We start from the raw sequence: 20,015 nt of genomic DNA, 5'->3' as shown, positions 1-20,015 counted from the left end.
AAGCCTGGAAGCCGTGTTATTTACCCGCATAAACTCTGCATGTTTTAGCGCTTCCAGTGCGTACTTTCCACACCGTTAATGACTAATTTGCGGGTTTCTCCTGCCGGAAGTTTTACATCAAGGCTTTGCCAGGCTGGCTGGTAATCACCTTGTGCAGTAACTGTTAACTGAATTTCTTCGGCAGTGCAGGTCATCACCCAGTTAACCCACAGCGCGTTGCCGGTCTGGTAACCCCAACTTTCACCGTCGTCTTCGAACAACATGCCATGACAACTACCCGGGTTACGCAACGGGAACAGTTGCAATGTGCGCTGGTTATCAGCCTCGGGGTTAACATGGCCAATATTCCCACTCAGTGGCAGGCCAGCCCCTGCCCGCACCAGCAATGGCAGTGTTTCCAGCGGTGCCGGGCGGGTTACCCACTGGCCACCGGCAAACCATTCGCCAGTACAGAAGTCATACCAGCCTGCCTGGTTGTCTGGCAGCCATAATGTTCTTTCCCGAACCCCCGGCTCAACCACACTGGCAACCAGAATATCGCGGCCCAGCATAAACTCATCACACTCTGCGAAGGTTTGTGCGTCCTGCTCGTGGTCAAGGAATGTCGGGCGTAGCATTGGCTCATCGTCCTGGTGTGCCTGCCACAATAAGGTATACAAATAAGGGAGCAGGCGGTAACGCAGTGCAATGGCTTCCCGAATAGCTGGCGTAACCGCCGGGTACATCCAGGGTTCATTCACCGTCTGGTCATCATTCCATGAGTGAATGGTAAACCGCGGGTGCATGATGCCATTCTGTACCCAACGAACAAACAGTTCCGCGTCTGGTTTATCGCCCGAGAAGCCCCCAACATCATGGCCGACGTTATACAGGCCAGACAGGCTCATCCCAAGGCCCATTCGGATGTTATAGCGCAGGGTTTGCCAGTTGGTTCGGTTATCACCACTCCAGGTCTGCACGTAGCGCTGCATCCCGGCGCAACCCGAGCGTGAAATCAGGTATGGCCGTTTTTCTGGTGCAAACTTCTGTTGGGCTTCCATGGAGGCGCGCATCATCAGTAAAGGCATCACTGGGCGAATATGCTTAATGGCGACAGGCTGCCCAAAGCCAAAGCAGCGTGCTTCCCCATCCCAGACTTCATACTCGTTATTGTCATTCCAGGTGGAATCGATGCCTTTTTCCAGTAACTGACGGGTAACGCCTTCCTGCCACCAGGCAATCGTAGCGGGGTTAGTGAAGTCCAGGTGAGAGCCTTCGTCATCCCAGAAACTGGAACGTTCGGGCTGCCCGGTTTCTGAATCCTGAATAAACAATCCTTGTTCGGCGACCTGTGCATATTGCGGATGATCCTGCAACAGGCAGGGTTTGATATTAGCAGCCAGGCGTAACCCGGCATCATGGAACGCAGCACTGAGTGCATTGGGATTAGGCACTTTGTCGTAGTTCCAGTTAAACACATAACGCTTGTTGTTAATGGAAGTGTAACCCGACGAGAGCTGGAATGAGTCACAAGGAATCGCATGTTCCTGGCACAGAGAAATAAACTGCATTAACTGGTTTTGGGCATCCGGTGCATCGGTGTAATGCATGGTGGAGCCGCTGTAACCCAGGCTCCATTTCGGGCCGAAAAAGGTTTTCCCGGTGAGGCGTACAAAAGCTTTAGTGACATCCAGCACCTGTTTACCGGAAAAAATATAGTAGTCAATATCGCCAGCCTCAGCCTGCCAGCGCCGGTAGGCGGTGTGGTAGTTATCCAGCTCATTCCCTAAGTCAAACCAGCAACTGCTCAGGTTGTCGTAAAACAACCCGAAACTGATATCCGGGCGGTGGGTGATGGTAAATGGTACGTGTTTATATAAAGGGTCTGTTGACTGGGCGTTATACCCCATGGCATCCAGATTACGCATTTCATAACGCTTGCCGTTGCGAGCCAGGTCGCCAGCTTTTTCACCCAGGCCGTAATAGCGGTCCTGAGCAAACCGGCGCTGGTAGTGGGCAACGCCATCACCATGAGCATTGAGCAGGTAAGCACTGGTTGGCCTGTCGCTTGCCATAAACTGCCACTCGCCTGCTGTATCACGGTAATGCCATTCCAGCCATAACGGCTGGTGAACGGTTACGCGTAACTGCTCACTGGCAAGGGTGAGGGTATCATTCTGTTGTTCTGCCACCATTGAAGGCAGTGTGAACCCGGTGAGCGCATCACGCGGGCGGCCAGAAAACGGGGTGTCTTCACCTCCTGGCGCTACAGACCAGGTGCGATCCAGGCTCCAGTTACCCTGGCGTTTCAGGCTAACCCGGAACATACCCGGTTCTAAAAGAGTGATACAGAGCTGATGCTTTTCCTCAACATCCAGTACAGCCTGGTGCTCATCAATATGCGCAACGCGCCAGTGTTTCAGGGTTTTCATCAGTGACTTATCCTTTAGTTACGTGCGGTGCGGCGTTCAGCAATAAACATCACTAAGAAGACCGCGCCTATCAAATCGAAGAAGCCCATTGCAATGAACAGTGGGTTAAAACCAATCTTGTCGGCAGTCACACCGATAAGCAGTGAGAACAGGAAGCTGGCAATCCAGGCCGCGGAACCGCGCATGCCGTTTACTGTTGCCATCTGGCCTTTATCAAAGGACTCCACCACCAGGGCACTTAACATGCAGGAGATAATCTGGTGACCAAAGCCGCCAATAGAGATAAGGGCAATGGTGATGTACGGGTCACGGGTAAAGGCAACAATGGCCAGTGAGATCATTAAAAAGGCACCGGTGACTGAACTGGCAACCACGGAGTTGATGCGGGTGCAGCCAAAAAACCGGGTATAAACGCGAGTCAGATAACCGCTGGCCACACTACCAAGGTCGGCAGCGAGAAAGGGCAACCAGGCAAACATTGCTATTTGTTTAAGATCCATACCATGATCTTTTGCCAGATAAAGCGGTACCCAGAAACTCAGTACTGCCCAGGCGGGTTCTGCCATAAACGCCGGAATAGCTATCCCATAGAAGCGTTTGTTTTTGGAGACTGTTTTCAGTGCAGTAAAGAAAGGCAGTTTAACTGCAGGCGGCTCGTTATCCTGGCGGATATAGTCCAGCTCAGTACTACTCAGGTTCGGGTGTTTATCCGGGTTGTGGTAAAAAGCCCACCACAGAATGACCCATAACACAGCCAGCACGCCGGTAAACATAAAAGCACCCTGCCAGCCGAATGATGCATGGGCGAAATAGATAATCGGCGGGGCGAGCATGGCACCAATTGAAAAGCCAACGCCAGCCCAGCCAGCCGCAACCGGGCGTTCTGATTTCGGGAACCACTCACCAATGGTTTTGGCGTTTGCCGGTGTGGCCGCGGCTTCAGATGCACCCATCATAAAGCGCAAAATTGCCAGGTGTATCCAGGAGCCGGCTCCGGCATGCAGGATACACATCAGTGCCCACACCCCCGCACAAACCATAAAGCCTATCTTCAGGCCAATGACATCAATTAACCAGCCACACAGAGGCTGGAACAGGGTATAGGCCAACTGAAATGCACCGACAATCCATGAGTATTGTTCGGTAGTGATACCCAGGCTGGTTTTCAGTTCTGGTGCCAGAATGCCAAGAGAGTTACGGGTTATGTAGTTTACGGTGACGCCGAGTAAGAACAGCACCAACATATACCAGCGCAGGTTTTTAATGACGCGGCGGGTTTTGCTGACCGCGACAGGGGTATTAATGTCCTGACTCATTTTTTTTCTCCACAAGACGGACGGTAGGGGATATGTCTCAGGTATAATTGTTTATATGTTGTTGATAATTATTGAATTTATCTATCATCATTACCAGTGAAACTAGTATGGAAGTTAGCTGGTGAATTCACCTTAAAGGAGAAAAAAAGCAGGCAATAGTGGATTTTGTGCAAATATTCTCATACACAGCCAAAATATTTTGTCATGATCCTTATCAGCCCGGTTATCGTCTTATTTGTAGAAAATGAAAATTTTTTCATTTCACAAATGGAGCAAGATCACAAAATGGATAAAAAGCTAAAAATCACCGAAATTGCGGCGCGAACGCAGCTTTCCATCAGCACGGTTTCACGTGTACTGGCGGGGAAAGCGAATACCAGCCAGCGCGCTCGCGAACAGGTTATGGCCTGCGCCCGGGAACTGGGGGTATTTCAGGGAATGGCGGCAGGCAGGCTGTTGCTTAACAGCATTGTGGTGTTTGCGCCACAACGGGCATTTGATGAGCGTTCAGATATCTTTTACTACCGGGTCATTCAGGGCATTAGCAAGGCGGTTGCTGCCCATGATGTCCGGTTACGGTTTTGTGCACTGGAAGAAAACGACAGTGATGCCAATGCATTTCTCAGCCGCATGAACGAAAAAGAGACCGAAGCTGCACTGTTGGTGGGGATCGATGACCCTCATATTCACGACCTGGCGGTTGACATCGGTAAGCCCTGTATTCTGATTAACTGCCGCGACCAGAAAATGCGCCTGCCAGTAGTGGCACCGGATCACGCGTTAATTGGCGCTTTTGCTGCCAGTTACCTGTTCGATATGGGGCATAAGTCTGTCATGAATTTATTGTGCCTGCGCCGTTACACAATGGAGTTACGCCTGGCCGGGATTCGGGACGCCTGGGATGACCATAACCTGCCATTTTCTCCGGCAGATAACCTGCTGGTGGCCGACAACTTTAGTGCTGCGGAAAGTGAGCGTATTGTTGCACAGTGGCTTGCCAACTTACCCGCTTCACGTTTACCCAGTGCTCTGTTGGTGGGCGGAGATTTTATGGCATCAGGCGCGGTAAGTGCCTTGCAAAAAGCCGGTTTGCGGGTGCCGCAGGATATATCTGTGATGAGTATTGACGGTTTTAACCTTGTCGCCATCCAGGATGTACCGTTAACCGCAGTGCATGTCCCGCGTGATACTCTGGGCGAAGAGGCCGTGCATGTTTTACAGCAGCGGTTAATTCGCCCTGAAGCCCCGGTCGGGACACTGTTACTCAACGGATCGCTGGCGGTTCGTGATTCAGTGCGGCGTATCCGGCCAGGCAAACGCCCGGCCAGCGTACAACGTGATGGTCTGTATGGCTAACTGGCCGCTGTACCACAGACTTCACAGCCAGGGTTGCGTGTCAGGCGCATTTCCCGGAACTGACCGCTCATGGCATCGTACATTAGAATTTTGCCACTCACCGGGGTTCCAAACTGAGCCTGGACTTTAATGGCTTCCATTGCCTGAAGCGCACCAATAATGCCCACCAGTGGAGACATCACCCCGGCTTCAGCGCAGGTGAGTGCGTTTTCACCAAACAGGCGACTCAGGCAACGGTAACAGGGCTCATTCTGTTGCCAGGTAAACACGCTGATTTGCCCTTCCATACGAATTGCAGCCCCGGATACCAAAGGGACTTTGTGGTTGAAGCAACTCTGGTTGATTTGGTTGCGGGCGGTTACGTTGTCTGTACAGTCAAGCACCAGCGTATGTTCCCTGACCAGATTGTCCAGGTCACTACCTTCCAGCAACGCATTGTGCACGGTTACCTGCACCAGCGGGTTGATGGCCGTGAGCGCCTGGCGGGCCGATTCCACTTTAGGCAACCCCAGTGTCGCGTCGGTATGTAATACCTGGCGCTGCAGGTTAGAAACCGAAACCGTGTCGAAATCGAGCAACGTCAGGTGGCCGACGCCCGCAGCTGCCAGATACTGTGCCGCAGCACAACCCAACCCGCCCAGCCCGACAACCAGCATATGCGATTCTTTGAGTGCCTCCTGGCCCTCAAAGTCGAAACCACGCAGTGATATTTGCCGGTTATACCGCAGGATTTCGCCATCGGACAGTTCAGCCATTTCAGCCCCCAAACAAGTGGTTAAACAACTCGACATCCACCCATTCACCCGGTTCGACATGGCTGCGTTCGCGCTCCAACACGATGAAACAGTTACCCGCATGGAAAGAACTGAATACGTGGGAACCCTGGTTGCCAGTACTGCTGACCACTAACTCACCTGCGTCATCGGCGTGTAAAATACCACGCTGGAAGTCCTGGCGGCCTGGCGATTTCTTCAGGCGCTGAGTGGTTTTCACCCGCAGGCGCTTGCCGCCCGCTACACCGGTTTGCCCACTAAGGCGGGCCAGCATGGGTAACACTAATTGGTAGAATGTTACCGCAGCTGAAACGGGGTTGCCCGGCAGCCCACAGAACCAGCTATGGCTGAGCCTGCCAAAAGCGAAAGGCTTACCTGGCTTCATTGCCAGTTTCCAGAAATGGATAGCACCCAGTTCATCGAGAATCTGTTTGGTGTAGTCAGCTTCGCCAACAGAAACACCACCGGAACTGATCACGACATCCGCCACCTGGTCGGCTTTCTGAAAAGTTTCCCGCAGTAAAGCAGGGTCATCCCTTACAGCACCCAGGTTGACCACTTCGTACCCGGACTGTTCCAGCATGACATGTACTGTCAGCCGGTTGGTGTCATAAATTTGCCCCGGGCCTAACGGCTGGCCGGGTTGTTGCAGTTCATCGCCCGTGGAGAATACGGCAACTTTTACTTTGCGCGTTACACAAACCTCACCAATACCCAGTGAGGCAATGACCGGAATTTCCGCAGCCGTAAGGCGTTGCCCGGCTGAAAACACCACCGCATTCCGGGCTATATCTTCGCCACGGCGGCGAATGTTTTGATGCAACTTGATGGCGCGGTTAATCACAATGCCAGCATCACTGGCGGTGACATCTTCCTGCATGATGACGGCATCACAACCTTCAGGCACCGGAGCACCAGTCATGATGCGTATACATGTTCCTGCAGGCCATTCCCCCGTAAAGGGTTGCCCGGCAAAAGCTTTCCCGGCTACAGGCAATGGAGCACTGGCGGAAAAATCCGCTTCCCGCAAGGCATAACCATCCATTGCGGCATTATCAAAACCCGGGACATCGAGAGGGGAAAGAATATCTTCGGCCAGAATACGGCCAAAGGCGGCGGTCAGGGGAACAATGTCGGTAGCGGAAATCGGTACGATTTGAGACAACATTTGTTCCAGCGCCGTATCAAGGGAAATTAACTCACTGGACTGCGCCATGGTAACGCTCCTGCGCTGGTAAAAGAATGGCGGTTATTATGGCAGAAAATGCCCGGCCACAGAATGGCGAATGATCCGGTCTGGCATGCAGGCAAGTTGATGTCCTGGCTACACTAAATAGTGTATGTAACGAAACTGATATTCGTTACGCTTAGCTATTGCCAAATAAACTACTGACAGTACAGTAACGCATAATAATCACAGGACTATCTCATACTGACGACGTGATTCAGGACAGAGCTCAATGGAAAAAGCGGTGATAGCGATTCATGGTGGTGCCGGGACACTTTCCCGCAGCAATACCAGCCCGGAAACAGCACGTGAGTATACAGAAGCTTTACACCAGACCTTGCTCGCCGGGCAGACAATCCTTGCGGCTGGCGGCAGTGCGCTGGATGCTGTGACCGAAGCAGTACGCCTGCTGGAAGATATTCCGCTGTTTAATGCAGGAACAGGCTCGGTATTTACTCACGCCGCCACACATGAAATGGATGCCTGCATTATGGACGGCCGGCGGCTTGATGCTGGTGCGGTGGCTGGTGTCCGTTGTGTGCGTAACCCCATTCTGGCCGCTCGTGCGGTACTGGATAACAGCCCGCATGTTTTGCTAATTAGTGACGGAGCCGAACAGTTTGCCCGTGAACAGGGGCTGGAAATTGTGGCGCCTGATTTTTTTTCCACTGCGGAACGTGCCGCGCAACTGCGCCTGGCTCGTGGCCAGGAGCAAGTGTTTCTTGACCACGATGTGCCGGTGCCACCGATTTCACCTGATACCAAGTTTGGCACGGTAGGCGCTGTCGCCCTTGATGCGCAGGGAAACCTGGCCGCAGCAACTTCTACAGGCGGTATGACCAATAAGCGCCCTGGCCGGGTAGGTGACTCGCCGTTACCGGGGGCCGGGTGTTATGCCAATAATGCCAATGTAGCTGTATCCTGCACCGGAACCGGGGAAGTGTTTATTCGCATGCTGGCAGCCTACGATGTAGCTGCACTAATGGAATACAGTGGTGTCAGCCTGCCGGAAGCAGCCGACCGGGTTATTAAAGAAAAACTGGCGGCGCTTAACGGTGAAGGTGGGTTAATCGCCATCGACCGTGAAGGCCATGTTGTGATGCCTTTCAACACGGAAGGCATGTATCGTGGTGTGGCCTGGGTCGGGGATATGCCCAGTGTCGGTATCTGGCAGGAGTAGCCAGTGAGTATGCTGAATCTGCCGGAAAACCAGGTCCTTTCCGTTTCCAATCTTAATGTTTCCTTCTCTGATGGCAGGCAGGATATTGCTGTGGTGAACAACCTCAGCTTTACGCTGGCTCGTGGGGAAACACTGGCTTTGGTTGGTGAATCCGGGGCCGGTAAGTCTGTTGTGGCGATGGCCCTGATGCAACTGACCGACCCGGCGGCAGGCAAAGTGAAGAGCGATGCCATGCTGTTACGCAGGCGAAACGACCAGGTGGTTTCTCTCAGCGATATCAGTAAATCGCAATTACGCTCGGTGCGCGGGGCGGATATTGCAATGGTGTTTCAGGAGCCGATGCGTTCACTTAACCCGGTATTTACTGTGGGTGAACAGGTGGCTGAATCTATTCGGCTTCATCAGGGGCTGAGTTTCCGCAATGCGTTACACGAAGCGGAACGGATGCTGGAACGGGTGCGGATCCCTGATGCCGGCCAGGTGATGTCGCGCTATCCGCACCAGTTATCGGGAGGGATGCGCCAGCGGGTGATGATTGCTATGGCGCTTTCATCGCGCCCGGCGGTACTGATTGCTGACGAGCCCACCACCGCACTGGATGTGACCATTCAGGCGCAAATCCTGCAGTTAATTCGCGTTCTTCAACAAGAAATGGATATGGGGGTGATCTTTATCACCCATGATATGAGTGTAGTTGCCGGTATGGCTGACCGCATTTTGGTGATGCAGGATGGCCGCAAGGTGGAAGAAGGTGAGACCACTGAACTCCTGAGTGCTCCACAGCATCCATATACCCGCGAAATGCTGGCATCTGTTCTGCATTTTGGCGCGATGCTGGGCTCTTCACTTCCTCGTATTTTCCCGCGCTCAAATAGTTCGGCAGACACTGAGCAGGGCACGCAGGACACGGTATGTGTACAAGAAAAACCTGTTCTGTCGGTATCCGGCCTGGTGGCGCGTTTCCCAATTCGCAGTGGGGTGTTTAACCGTATAACCCGCCAGGTACATGCAGTGGAACAAGTTAGCTTTGATTTGTGGCCCGGGGAAACGCTGGCATTAATGGGGGAATCGGGTTGCGGTAAGTCTTCGGTTGGCCGCGCGTTATTGCGCCTGGTGGCGAGTACGGGAGAAGTTAAAATTAATGGCTGCCGTATGGATACCTTGCAGGGCGCGAAGCTACAGGCCACTCGCCGGGATATTCAGTATATTCCCCAGGACCCGTGGGCTTCTTTAGACCCGCGCATGACCATTGGTGAAACGGTGATGGAACCCTTGCTGATTCACCGGGTTATGAGCCGGGCCGATGCCGGCAAATATGTGGTTGAACTCTTAGCCCGTGTGGGGCTGAAACCGGAACATGCGTTACGTTTCCCTCACCAGTTTTCTGGCGGGCAACGGCAAAGAATTTGTATCGCCCGGGCGCTGGCATTAAAACCCAAAGTAATTATCGCCGATGAGCCGGTGTCTTCGCTCGATATGCCCATCCGTGGGCAAATCATTAATTTGTTGATGTCGTTGCAGCGTGAAACCGGTATCGCGTGTTTATTGATTTCACATGATATGGCGGTGGTCGAGCGTATCAGCCACCGGGTTGCTGTTATGTATTTGGGGCAGATAGTGGAAGTTGGCACGCGGCAGGATGTGTTCGATAACCCACTACACCCTTACACGCAGCGCCTGCTGGCAGCGGTTCCGGTTATCGATCCTGCCCGCCGGCACCGCCCACGTATTTTGTTGTCCGATGATCCGCCATCGCCCATCCGGCGTATTGGCGATGAGCCTTTTGTTGCGCCGTTGCTTGAAGTCTCGCCCGGCCATTTCGTAGCCCGTCACCCTATTGTTGGGGCGGTTTCTTAACTTCGGAGTTGGGCTTACAAGCCTGCTTTTCAGGAGAATGTTATGCGACAACGCAGTGGGCTACTTTGGGGGGTGTGGAGTATTACGCTGGTGGCCTGGCTTGCCCTGAGCCCCCCGGCGCTGGCTAATAAAGATATTATTGTTGCTGTGGGTTCCAATTTCACAACCCTGGATCCTTATGACGCCAATGACACGTTGTCGCAGGCGGTAGCAAAGTCGTTTTATCAGGGGTTATTTGGCCTTGACCGGAATATGAAAGTTATCCCGGTGCTGGCGAAAACCTGGCAGGTTTCTCCAGATGGCCTGGATTACACTATAACTTTGCGTGAAGGCATTAAGTTTCAGGATGGTACGGATTTTAATGCAGAGGCGGTAAAAATAAATCTGGACCGGGCCAGAAACCCGGAGAATCGTCTTAAGCGTTATAACCTGTATAAAGACATAACTCGCGTGGATGTGCTGGATACCTTCAAGGTACGCATTACGCTGAAAACGCCGTATTCCGCATTTATCAACGTACTTGCTCACCCGGCAACGGTAATGATTTCCCCTGAGGCCTTGCATCAGTGGGGGCGGCATATTGGTTTTCACCCGGTAGGCACCGGGCCTTATGTGCTCGATACCTGGAATACCACAGACTATTTGCGGGTGAAAAAATTCGCCGGTTACTGGCAACCTGGCCTGCCAAAGCTTGACAGCATCACCTGGCGGCCAGTGGTGGACAACAACACCCGGGCATCCATGCTGCAAACTGGAGAAGCCACTTTTGCGTTCCCCATCCCCTATGAGCAGGCTCCTGTTCTGGAGAAAAACCCGGATATTGAACTGGTTTCCACGCCGTCTATCATGCAGCGCTATATCAGTATGAATGTCACCCGCAAACCGTTTAATGATATTCGGGTACGGGAAGCAATTAATTATGCGATTAATCGCGATGCGTTGGTGAAAGTGGCCTTCGCCGGGTATGCCACACCAGCGACGGGAATTGTTCCACCGGCGATTGCCGGGGCAACGCAGTACGCTCCCTGGCCCTGGGACCCGGCCAAAGCACGGGAGTTATTGCGCGAAGCGGGCTATCCGAATGGTTTCACCACCACGTTATGGTCATCTCATAATCACAGTACGGCACAGAAAGTGCTGCAATTTCTCCAGCAACAACTGGCAACGGTTGGCATTCAAACGAAAATCACTGCACTGGATGCCGGAAGGCGGGCCGCATTAGTTGAGGCGAAAGACCGGGAAGAAAGTGATGTGCGGTTGTTCTATACCGGCTGGTCTGCGTCAACCGGCGAAGCAAACTGGGCGCTGGCTCCGCTGTTTGCCACCCAAAACTGGCCGCCAGTATTGTTCAATACCGCGTTTTATAGCAACTCTCAGGTTGACCGTAACCTGGCGCTGGCTTTAAAAACAACCAATGAGCAGGAGAAAGCCCGTTTGTATAAAAATACCCAGGACATCATTTGGCATGACGCGCCGTGGGTTCCACTGGTTGTTGAAAAGTTGGTTTCAGCGCATCGTAAGCAACTGACCGGTTTTTATGTCATGCCCGATACCGGGTTTAGTTTTGACAATGCTGACCTTCAATAGGTGTTGCCCTGGGTGTGGCAGTCAGCGTAACCAAAGGATAGCTTTTTATTATGAATAACAACTGGATGTAGCCGCGGCATGTTGACTTATGTAGCAAAGCGCTTGCTCGGGCTTATCCCAACACTGTTTTTTGTCAGTGTACTGGTGTTTTTGTTTGTGCATTTACTGCCGGGTGACCCGGCAAGGCTGATGGCAGGCCCGGAAGCGGGGCCTGCAGTGGTCGAAATGGTGCGCAAACAGCTCGGCCTGGATGCGCCTTTATGGCAGCAATTTTTGCATTTTATTTGGCAGTTATTGCAGGGTGATTTCGGTATGTCGATGGTTTCTCATCGCCCGGTAACCGAGGAAATCGCTGCCCGCTTTATGCCTACGTTTTGGCTGGCCTGCCTGAGTATGCTTTGGGCTGTCATCTTCGGCTTAATCAGTGGTGTGGCGGCGGCCGTCTGGCGCAACCGCTGGCCAGATTACCTGAGTATGGCGCTGGCAGTAACCGGCATCTCTTTTCCGGCTTTTGCCCTGGGAATGGTACTGATTCAGGTCTTTGCGGTGGATCTTGGCTGGTTCCCGGTTGTTGGGGCAGATACCTGGCGCCACTATATTCTGCCTTCCATTACATTAGGCGCGGGGGTTGCCGCAGTAATGGCCCGTTTTACGCGAGCGGCATTTGTTGATGTATTGCAGGAAGAGTACATGCGCACAGCCCGGGCAAAAGGGCTGCGTGAACAGGTGGTTATCCTGAAACATGGCTTGCGTAATGCAATGGTGCCGGTTGTCACCATGATGGGCCTGCAATTCGGTTTCTTGTTGGGCGGTTCGATTGTGGTGGAAAAGGTTTTTAACTGGCCCGGGCTTGGCAGGTTGTTGGTGGATTCAGTAGAAATGCGTGATTACCCGGTGATTCAGGCCGAAGTTCTGCTGTTTTCTTTAATCTTTATTCTGATAAACCTGGCTGTGGACGTTATCTACGCCCTGTTGAATCCGGCCATTCGTTATAAGTAGAAGGGTGTAACGAGCAACATGACTCTGTTTAACTGGCGACGCCAGGCAATCATTAAAGCAATGCCTGTGATTCATCCGCTACGGGGTACACCTCCCTGGCGTACTTTCTGGGGACGTTTTCGCCGCCAGCCCATTGCTATGGCCGCTGGTGGGTTTGTGTGCCTGCTGATTATCCTGGCTATCCTGGCACCATGGATTGCCCCTTATAACGCACAGACTTACTACGATTACGACCAACTGAATGCCGGGCCTTCGCTGGCTCACTGGTTTGGTGTTGATTCCCTTGGGCGGGATATTTTTTCCCGGGTGTTGGTTGGCGCGCGTATTTCACTGGCGGCCGGCGTTCTGGCGGTGTTTATTGGGATGGTGATAGGCTCCGGGCTTGGGCTGGTGGCTGGTTATTATGAAGGCTGGTATGACCGGCTGATTATGCGCCTGTGCGATGTGATGTTTGCTTTCCCGGGGATTTTACTGGCTATTGCGGTTGTGGCTGTGATGGGCAATGGGATGAGTAATGTGATTATCGCGGTTGCTATCTTTAGTATCCCGGCGTTTGCCCGCCTGGTCAGAGGCAATACGCTGGTATTGAAAAACCAGATGTTTATTGAATCTGTGCGCAGCATTGGTGCTTCTGACTGGGTTATTTTAGTACACCATATTCTGCCTGGTACGTTGTCATCTATTCTGGTGTTCCTGACTATGCGTATTGGGTTATCTATTATTTCCGCATCCAGCCTGTCATTTCTGGGGATGGGCGCGCAATCGCCAACGCCGGAGTGGGGCGTGATGCTCAGCGAAGCCCGAAGCGATATGGTGATGGCTCCTCATGTTGCTATTTTCCCAAGCCTGGCTATTTTCCTGAGCGTACTGGCGTTTAACTTGCTTGGTGACGGGCTGCGGGATGCACTGGAAGGCGATGGCCCGGAATCGTAACGGAAATACCGGCGGACTGTGAGCAGAGAAGTTTTGTTGGGTGCAGCACAGGTGTGTAATGAAACCTCAGGCCATAAAACAGGCCTGAGGTTAGTGGGTTAGCGAACCAGTGACCCCCACAGATCGTATTCGTCTGCGTTTTCCACTTTCACTTTAACGATATCCCCGGCTTTCAGGTGGGTTTCACCATTCAGGTATACCGCGCCGTCAATTTCTGGTGCATCCGCCATGCTTCGGCCAATCGCGCCTTCTTCATCGGTTTCATCAATCATAACCAGAATTTCCCGGCCCACTTTTTCTTGCAGGCGCTCAGCAGAAATTTTCTGCTGCAACTGCATAAAGCGGTGGAAGCGTTCTTCTTTGATATCTTCTGGCACCGGAGACGGCAACTCATTGGCTGTGGCACCTTCTACCGGGCTGTATTTAAAGCAGCCGACACGGTCGAGGCGTGCTTCGGTAATGAAATCCAGCAGCATCTGGAAGTCTTCTTCAGTTTCCCCCGGGAAGCCGACAATAAAAGTTGAACGCAGGGTTAACTCAGGGCAAATTTCGCGCCAGCGCTTAATGCGCTCAAGGGTACGCTCAACAGCTCCCGGGCGTTTCATCAGCTTCAGGATCCTGGGGCTGGCATGCTGCAGCGGGATATCAAGGTAAGGCAGAATTTTGCCTTCCGCCATCAACGGGATGACTTCATCTACGTGAGGATAGGGGTAGACATAGTGCAGGCGAGTCCAGACACCAAGGCGGGAGAGCTGTTCACACAGGCTGACCATGCTGGTTTTTACCGGTTGCCCATTCCAGAACCCGGTACGGTGCTTCACATCAACGCCGTAGGCTGAGGTGTCCTGAGAAATAACCAGCAGTTCTTTGACACCGGCTTCAACTAGGCGTTTGGCTTCATCCAGCACTTCACCAATTGCCCGGCTGTCGAGGTCACCACGCATGGAAGGGATGATACAGAAAGTGCAGCGATGGTTACAGCCTTCTGAAATTTTCAGGTAAGCGTAGTGGCGTGGCGTTAATTTAACACCCTGTTTGGGCACCAGGCTGACAAACGGGTCATGCTCAGGTTTGGGCGCATAGTGGTGAACATGATTCAGCACTTGTTCATAGCTATGCGGGCCTGTGATTTCCAACACTTTAGGATGGACATCACGGATTTGGTCTTCCTTTGCTCCCAGGCAACCGGTGACGATAACTTTACCGTTCTCGTTTAAGGCTTCACCAATCGCTTCCAGTGACTCCTGGACCGCGCTGTCGATAAAACCGCAGGTGTTAACGATGACCAGGTCGGCGTCATCATAATTGGGCACCACATCATAGCCTTCAGTACGTAATTCAGTCAGGATGCGTTCTGAATCCACCAGATTCTTTGGGCAACCTAACGACAGAAATCCAATTTTAGACATTTTTTATACAGTTCATTGCTCACAATCGGGCGATTATACCCAGTCAGCCCCATGACAGCCACAGTCTGGCGTGTAGCTGTAATGTAAATTCTTCGATCTGGTGGTTAAAAATTGACCTGCGGCAGTATTCAGCACAATAAACAGATCTAGCCTTATTGTATTAGCCAGAGTTATGTCTTTGGCTAATACCAAGGGAGGGATTTATGATGATCGCAAAAAAATGCAAAGCTGAACTGGTGGCAAAAATGACCGCAGCCCGGGCGGCGTTGCAGTGCTACTCAGAGTTGCGACGGGCCAAGGGGTATATGTCCGTTAACGAAGGGCTGCAGTTACGAGAAACATTGCTGGCGTTGTGCAATGACTTCCGTGACGACTGGCCTGCTATTCGGGCTGATTTGCCCGGTAGTGAAATTACTGATTTTCATCGGGCTATAGAAGCAGTGGCGTCGGCATCATTATGTTTATTATCGGGCGGGCACGATTGCCCATCGTACATAACCGTAGATGCCAGTAAATTGCAGGCATGTATTGATGACCTCGATGAGTGCCTGAACCACCTTGATTCACATGCTGAAGACGGGGTGACATAATAATATGTGGCGCGCTTTGGGAAAGAAGCGCGCCAGCACTGGTTTTTTGCCGGTCAACTAAGGGGAATCATCACAATACGCTGGAATGCCGGGCGTTCTGCCAGGCGTTGATACCAGTTACGCAGATGCGGCCATTCAGGCCAGGAGAGACCCAGGTTCAGTAGCCCATAAACGATGGGCGCCGGGGCGATATCCGCAATACCGAATTCTTCGCCAGACAGCCATGCAGAATCTGCCAGCGCCTGGTCCAGCATAGTCAGTAACTTTTCACACTCCTGGCGGCTTTGCTCAATACTTTGTTCATCGCGTTGTTCCGGTGGTGTTCTTACCAGAGGAAGGAAAACACCGCGAAAGGCGTAGGGGAGTGTGCTGGCAGACCAGTCCATCCACTTCTCACCCAGCGCACGTTTTGCCGGGTTTTCTGTCCACAGGGTTTGTTGCCCGTATTGTGCCGCCAGGTAGCGCACAATAACGTTGGACTCCCACAGGGTAATACCGGTTGCGTCATCCTGCAGGCAGGGGATAAGTGCGTTAGGGTTCATTGCCAGGTATTCCGGGTCGTGCGTTTTTCCAAACTGGCCACCCACTGGAATATTTTCATACTCCATCCCCAGTTCTTCCAGGCACCATAAAACTTTCTTCACATTGGTTGAGTTGTTTCTGCCCCAGACTGTTATCACCACTTTCTCCCAACTAGTAAATGAGTTTGTCAGTATGCGCGCAGGTACGCAATTTACCAACATGTTGTTTATTAATTAGTAACAATGAAAAGCAGGGTTCCCGGTTATCGCATAAACTTAAAAAACTTTACCAATTCAAGGTTTCTTTAACACAAGCAGCGCGTTAGGTTACTGGCTATCTTTTTTGGGCAGGTCGCAAGGCGCTGTTGTTTTGGAATGGATACTCAGGTGGCAAAGTTATGAATAAACGTGGTTTATCCTCCTCGTTTCGTGCCTGGTGCGCGGGAACAACACTTCTCTTACTCGTTTCCCCCCAGGTTTTTGCAGAGCCAGCCGCACCTGCGGCACCGGCCATTGATGCAAAAGCCTGGATCCTGATGGACTACGCCAGTGGCAAAGTGCTGGCGGAAGGGAATGCAGACGAAAAACTCGACCCCGCAAGCCTGACGAAACTGATGACCAGTTATGTCGTCGGCCAGGCTCTGAAAGCGGGTAAAATTCACCTTACAGATATGGTCACTGTGGGAGACGATGCCTGGGCGACCGGCAACCCGGCGCTGCGTGGCTCGTCGGTCATGTTTTTAAAGCCCCGGGATCGCGTGTCTGTTGATGACCTCAATAAAGGGATCGTTATTCAGTCTGGTAACGACGCCTGTATTGCCATGGCAGACTATATCGCTGGCAGCCAGGACGCTTTTGTTAACCTGATGAACGGTTATGCAAAACGCCTGAATCTGACCAATACCACTTTTAAAACGGTACACGGCCTGGATGCGCCAGGGCAGTTTACTACTGCGCGTGATATGGCGTTATTAGGCCAGGCGCTGGTGCGCGATGTGCCCAATGAGTACGCCGTCAACAAAGAGAAAGAGTTTACTTTTAATAATATTCGCCAGCCTAATCGCAACCGCCTGCTGTGGAGCAGTAACCTGAATGTCGATGGTATGAAAACCGGCACGACCGCAGGGGCCGGGTATAACCTGGTCGCCTCTGCAACTCAGGGGGACATGCGGCTTATTTCAGTGGTGCTTGGGGCGAAAACTGACCGTATTCGTTTCAATGAATCGGAAAAATTACTGACGTGGGGTTTTCGGTTCTTTGAGACAGTAACCCCCATCAGCCCTGACCGGCCCTTTGTGACACAGCGTGTCTGGTATGGCGATAACTCAGAAGTTAACCTGGGGGCGGGTGATGCTGGCGCCATTACCATCCCGCGCGGGCAAATGAAAAACCTGCGGGCTTCTTACACACTAAACTCTCCTGAACTGACTGCGCCATTGAAAAAAGGTGAAGTTGTCGGGACCATTAATTTTCAACTGAATGGGCAAACTATTGAGCAGCGCCCGTTGGTTGTGATGGAAGCAGTGGAAGAGGGTGGCTTCTTCAGCCGGGTATGGGATTACATCCAGTTTAAATTCCACCAGTGGTTTGGTGGCTGGTTCTCCTGATAACCTGCTGGCTGTATTACCTTTCAGGCCCGGGTCTGCCGGGCCTTGTCATTCTTCACAGATAACCGTGATTGCACTGGTGAGTAACGCTGTCAGCTCCGCTTCTGAAGGGGCTTTGTCTGTTACCAGTGAATCAAATGCACTGAGTTCACCCATAAATACCCCACGGACTACGCCAAATTTACTGTGGTCTGCGACCAGAATATGGCGGCTTGCTGCTTTCATTGCCCAATGTTTTACAGGCAATTCATTAATATTAAAGCAAGTGATGCCTTTCTGAGGGGAAACGCCAGCAGCAGAGAAAAATGCCAGATCCGGGCGCAAATGATCCAGAGTTTCCTGAAAGGTAACGGGAGTAAAGACTGCATTTTCATGGTGAAACTCCCCACCGCACAGAATGACCTGGCACATGGGTTTTTCTTGCAGGCTCAGAAAGGTATTCAGGGAATAGCAAATGCCGGTAAACGGCAGGTCATCAGGAATGGCGTCAATAACCCAGGGAGTTGTGGTGCCACAGTCAAAAAAGACCGTATGATGCGGCTTAACGAGCTTTGCTGCCAGGCGGCCAATAAATTGTTTCTCTTTGACCAGCCGGTGCTTTTGTACGCTAAGTAAATAATTACTGGCATTGGCGGCATGTGCTTCTATCACCAGGTAGCCACCCAGTAATGATACCGGGGCATCGGTGGTATTAATATCACGCCGGATGGTCATTTCAGATACACCCAACAACCGTGCAGCATCTTTTAAATGGAGTTTGTCGCTGCGCTTAATTGCCAGAAGGAGTTGTTGGACTCGCTCGTCGTGTCGTGTTTCCATATTGCTCTCATTAAAAAACCCGGCGGCCATTACCGGGTTAATGATTGCATCTTAGCGTCATGCGTGGGGTTAGTCACGCACCCAGCCTTTATTGATAAGTGCAGAGAAACAGAGCCGGTAAAGGCGCTGAACAATACGGAAAAGTTTAATGCCAGGCCCGGGCCAGAGAATTTGGCTGCTGAGGCAGGCAAGCAGCCCCACCAGAAAACCACCCACCATATCCATTGGCCAGTGGATGCCAAGGTACACGCGTGACCAGGCGATAGCGCACCCCAGAATTAGCATGAATATGCCTGACCACACTCTGTGCCAGAACAGGAATGCGATTGCGAAGGTGAAGATAACAGTACCATGGTCGCTGGGGAATGAATCATCGGCGCTGTGGTGTAGCCACTGATAACCAATACCCTCAGCAAATGGACGGGGGTGAGGGAAGGCCAGGCCCAGGCCCCAGGAAACCACCAGGCTAACGGCCATAGCCACTGTGAGTTTGATAACCAGGTGCCGCTGGGTTGAAATCTGCTGGCGCGGGCCCCATAGCCACAAAGCGACTGCCAGTAAAGGCACAATTGAAATCATATCCCGCGCGATAAACACTGCGAGGCGAATCAGCCAGTCTGGAGACGCAGGTGTCGCGTTGATCAGCAAAAATAGTGTGGTATTAAGTGTTTCCATTATTTCCCTCTTCTAAACCACGCAAAACCCTGGGACAACCCAAAGTAACCGGCAACCTGTACCAGCCAGACCCACCAGCCGGCCCACAGGTTATGGCTGAAAAAATGTGCGCCTCGCATCACCTGCCCATAACCCATTGCAAGCCCCAACAGGGTGCCACAGAACAAAGCAAACCAGGCCAGCCGCGGTTTTTCCGGATAAAACCAAAAGAAAAACGCCATTGCCATAAAACCACTGGATGCATGCCCGCCAGGAAAACAACGCCCCGGACCACTCAGTGCAGGCACATTGCTTAACAGGGGGTACTCCACAGCATGGCCGCCAAAGGCAAGCAAATCCCAGGGGCAAGAGTGGTGGCTGGTTGCTTTCAAAATGCCAACAACAGCAGCGCCAAGGCCCATGAGAACCGCAATGACAACCATGCGAGGGTTCTTCTGCCATGCCCCTTTCACCAGAAAATAAGCGCCTGCAGCTATAACCAGATACTTCAGTAACCGGTGGTTAATTCTGTCCAGCCAGATATTTTCTTTCCATGGAAAGTGGTGAGTGGCAGGGTCAAACCAGTAATGTGACAGTGAGTAATCCAGCACCTCATTGCGTGAAAACCAAAAAAAGATAACCCCCAGCACAGCCAGGGCAAGAAGCTGATAACCATAGAAATGTAGGGGCAGCAGGTAAAGGGGTTTTGTCCTGGTTTTTACTGGTGTGAGGTGATTTTTGTACTGTGACATGGTTTACCAAAGACACTGATTTA

Annotated in this window: 17 protein-coding genes; 8 read left to right on the top strand and 9 right to left on the bottom strand. The window is 52.2% G+C overall.

From position 1 onward, the window contains the following. Positions 1 to 44: 44 nt before the first annotated feature. Positions 45 to 2,411, bottom strand: coding sequence for a glycoside hydrolase family 31 protein (locus DES37_RS08690; RefSeq protein WP_110025539.1), 2,367 nt, complete (start codon positions 2,409 to 2,411; stop codon positions 45 to 47). A gap of 14 nt (positions 2,412 to 2,425) precedes the next feature. Then, positions 2,426 to 3,727 (bottom strand): MFS transporter, encoded by a 1,302-nt coding sequence (locus tag DES37_RS08685; protein WP_110025538.1) that lies wholly within the window; start codon positions 3,725 to 3,727, stop codon positions 2,426 to 2,428. A 285-nt stretch (positions 3,728 to 4,012) separates the two neighbouring features. Here DES37_RS08685 and DES37_RS08680 point away from each other — a divergent pair, with 285 nt between their 5' ends. Further along, the gene (locus tag DES37_RS08680; RefSeq protein WP_110025569.1) at positions 4,013 to 5,083 is read left to right on the top strand and encodes a LacI family DNA-binding transcriptional regulator; all 1,071 of its coding nucleotides are present in this window, start codon (positions 4,013 to 4,015) and stop codon (positions 5,081 to 5,083) included. Here the strand turns inward: DES37_RS08680 and moeB are convergent. Both moeB and moeA read right to left on the bottom strand, forming a co-directional pair. Beyond that, positions 5,080 to 5,838, bottom strand: coding sequence for a molybdopterin-synthase adenylyltransferase MoeB (gene moeB, locus DES37_RS08675; protein ID WP_110025537.1), 759 nt, complete (start codon positions 5,836 to 5,838; stop codon positions 5,080 to 5,082). The genes DES37_RS08680 and moeB overlap by 4 nt on opposite strands. Before the next feature lies 1 nt (position 5,839). After that, positions 5,840 to 7,072: a molybdopterin molybdotransferase MoeA gene (moeA, locus tag DES37_RS08670; RefSeq protein WP_110025536.1), complete on the bottom strand. Its 1,233-nt coding sequence runs from the start codon at positions 7,070 to 7,072 to the stop codon at positions 5,840 to 5,842. Positions 7,073 to 7,316: 244 nt separating this feature from the next. Between moeA and DES37_RS08665 the strand changes: the two genes are divergently transcribed. The 5 genes from DES37_RS08665 to gsiD all read left to right on the top strand — a co-directional run bounded on the left by DES37_RS08665 (position 7,317) and on the right by gsiD (position 13,640). Continuing rightward, positions 7,317 to 8,264 (top strand): isoaspartyl peptidase/L-asparaginase family protein, encoded by a 948-nt coding sequence (locus tag DES37_RS08665; RefSeq protein WP_110025535.1) that lies wholly within the window; start codon positions 7,317 to 7,319, stop codon positions 8,262 to 8,264. 9 nt (positions 8,265 to 8,273) lie between these two features. Beyond that, the gene (locus DES37_RS08660; RefSeq protein WP_110025534.1) at positions 8,274 to 10,121 is read left to right on the top strand and encodes a dipeptide ABC transporter ATP-binding protein; all 1,848 of its coding nucleotides are present in this window, start codon (positions 8,274 to 8,276) and stop codon (positions 10,119 to 10,121) included. A gap of 42 nt (positions 10,122 to 10,163) precedes the next feature. After that, positions 10,164 to 11,708, top strand: coding sequence for a glutathione ABC transporter substrate-binding protein GsiB (gene gsiB, locus DES37_RS08655; protein ID WP_110025533.1), 1,545 nt, complete (start codon positions 10,164 to 10,166; stop codon positions 11,706 to 11,708). Positions 11,709 to 11,786: 78 nt separating this feature from the next. After that, positions 11,787 to 12,707 (top strand): glutathione ABC transporter permease GsiC, encoded by a 921-nt coding sequence (gene gsiC / locus DES37_RS08650; protein WP_036107574.1) that lies wholly within the window; start codon positions 11,787 to 11,789, stop codon positions 12,705 to 12,707. Positions 12,708 to 12,725: 18 nt separating this feature from the next. Then, positions 12,726 to 13,640 carry a glutathione ABC transporter permease GsiD gene (gene gsiD / locus DES37_RS08645; protein ID WP_110025532.1) on the top strand — a complete coding sequence of 305 codons (915 nt, stop codon included), beginning with the start codon at positions 12,726 to 12,728 and terminating at the stop codon, positions 13,638 to 13,640. Between the two features lie 98 nt (positions 13,641 to 13,738). Here the strand turns inward: gsiD and rimO are convergent, their stop codons facing one another. Further along, complete coding sequence (rimO, locus tag DES37_RS08640) at positions 13,739 to 15,049, bottom strand: 30S ribosomal protein S12 methylthiotransferase RimO (RefSeq protein WP_110025531.1); 1,311 nt, start codon at positions 15,047 to 15,049, stop codon at positions 13,739 to 13,741. 203 nt (positions 15,050 to 15,252) lie between these two features. Here rimO and DES37_RS08635 point away from each other — a divergent pair, with 203 nt between their 5' ends. After that, complete coding sequence (locus DES37_RS08635; protein ID WP_051691328.1) at positions 15,253 to 15,639, top strand: biofilm formation regulator BssR; 387 nt, start codon at positions 15,253 to 15,255, stop codon at positions 15,637 to 15,639. 53 nt (positions 15,640 to 15,692) lie between these two features. Here the strand turns inward: DES37_RS08635 and DES37_RS08630 are convergent, their stop codons facing one another. Further along, positions 15,693 to 16,319, bottom strand: a complete 627-nt coding sequence (locus tag DES37_RS08630; RefSeq protein ID WP_110025568.1) for a glutathione S-transferase family protein — start codon at positions 16,317 to 16,319, stop codon at positions 15,693 to 15,695. 239 nt (positions 16,320 to 16,558) lie between these two features. Between DES37_RS08630 and dacC the strand changes: the two genes are divergently transcribed. Continuing rightward, a complete protein-coding gene (gene dacC, locus DES37_RS08625) occupies positions 16,559 to 17,767 on the top strand; it encodes a serine-type D-Ala-D-Ala carboxypeptidase (RefSeq protein WP_110025530.1) in 1,209 nt (402 codons plus the stop codon). 48 nt (positions 17,768 to 17,815) lie between these two features. Here dacC and deoR read toward each other — a convergent pair whose 3' ends face one another. From deoR to DES37_RS08610, 3 genes are all read right to left on the bottom strand, one after another. Continuing rightward, a complete protein-coding gene (deoR, locus tag DES37_RS08620) occupies positions 17,816 to 18,586 on the bottom strand; it encodes a DNA-binding transcriptional repressor DeoR (protein ID WP_110025567.1) in 771 nt (256 codons plus the stop codon). 69 nt (positions 18,587 to 18,655) lie between these two features. Then, on the bottom strand, positions 18,656 to 19,264 hold the full coding sequence (gene ybjG, locus DES37_RS08615) for an undecaprenyl-diphosphate phosphatase (RefSeq protein WP_110025529.1): 609 nt from the start codon (positions 19,262 to 19,264) through the stop codon (positions 18,656 to 18,658). Next, entirely contained in the window at positions 19,261 to 19,992 is a 732-nt protein-coding gene (locus DES37_RS08610; protein WP_110025528.1) for a phosphatase PAP2 family protein, read from the bottom strand. Before DES37_RS08610 ends, ybjG begins: the two co-directional genes overlap by 4 nt. Positions 19,993 to 20,015: the final 23 nt, after the last annotated feature.

The sequence above is a fragment of the Mangrovibacter plantisponsor genome (genome assembly GCF_003182475.1).
In the GTDB taxonomy this organism is placed as follows: domain Bacteria; phylum Pseudomonadota; class Gammaproteobacteria; order Enterobacterales; family Enterobacteriaceae; genus Mangrovibacter; species Mangrovibacter plantisponsor.
This window is presented reverse-complemented; position numbering and strand designations above follow the sequence as displayed.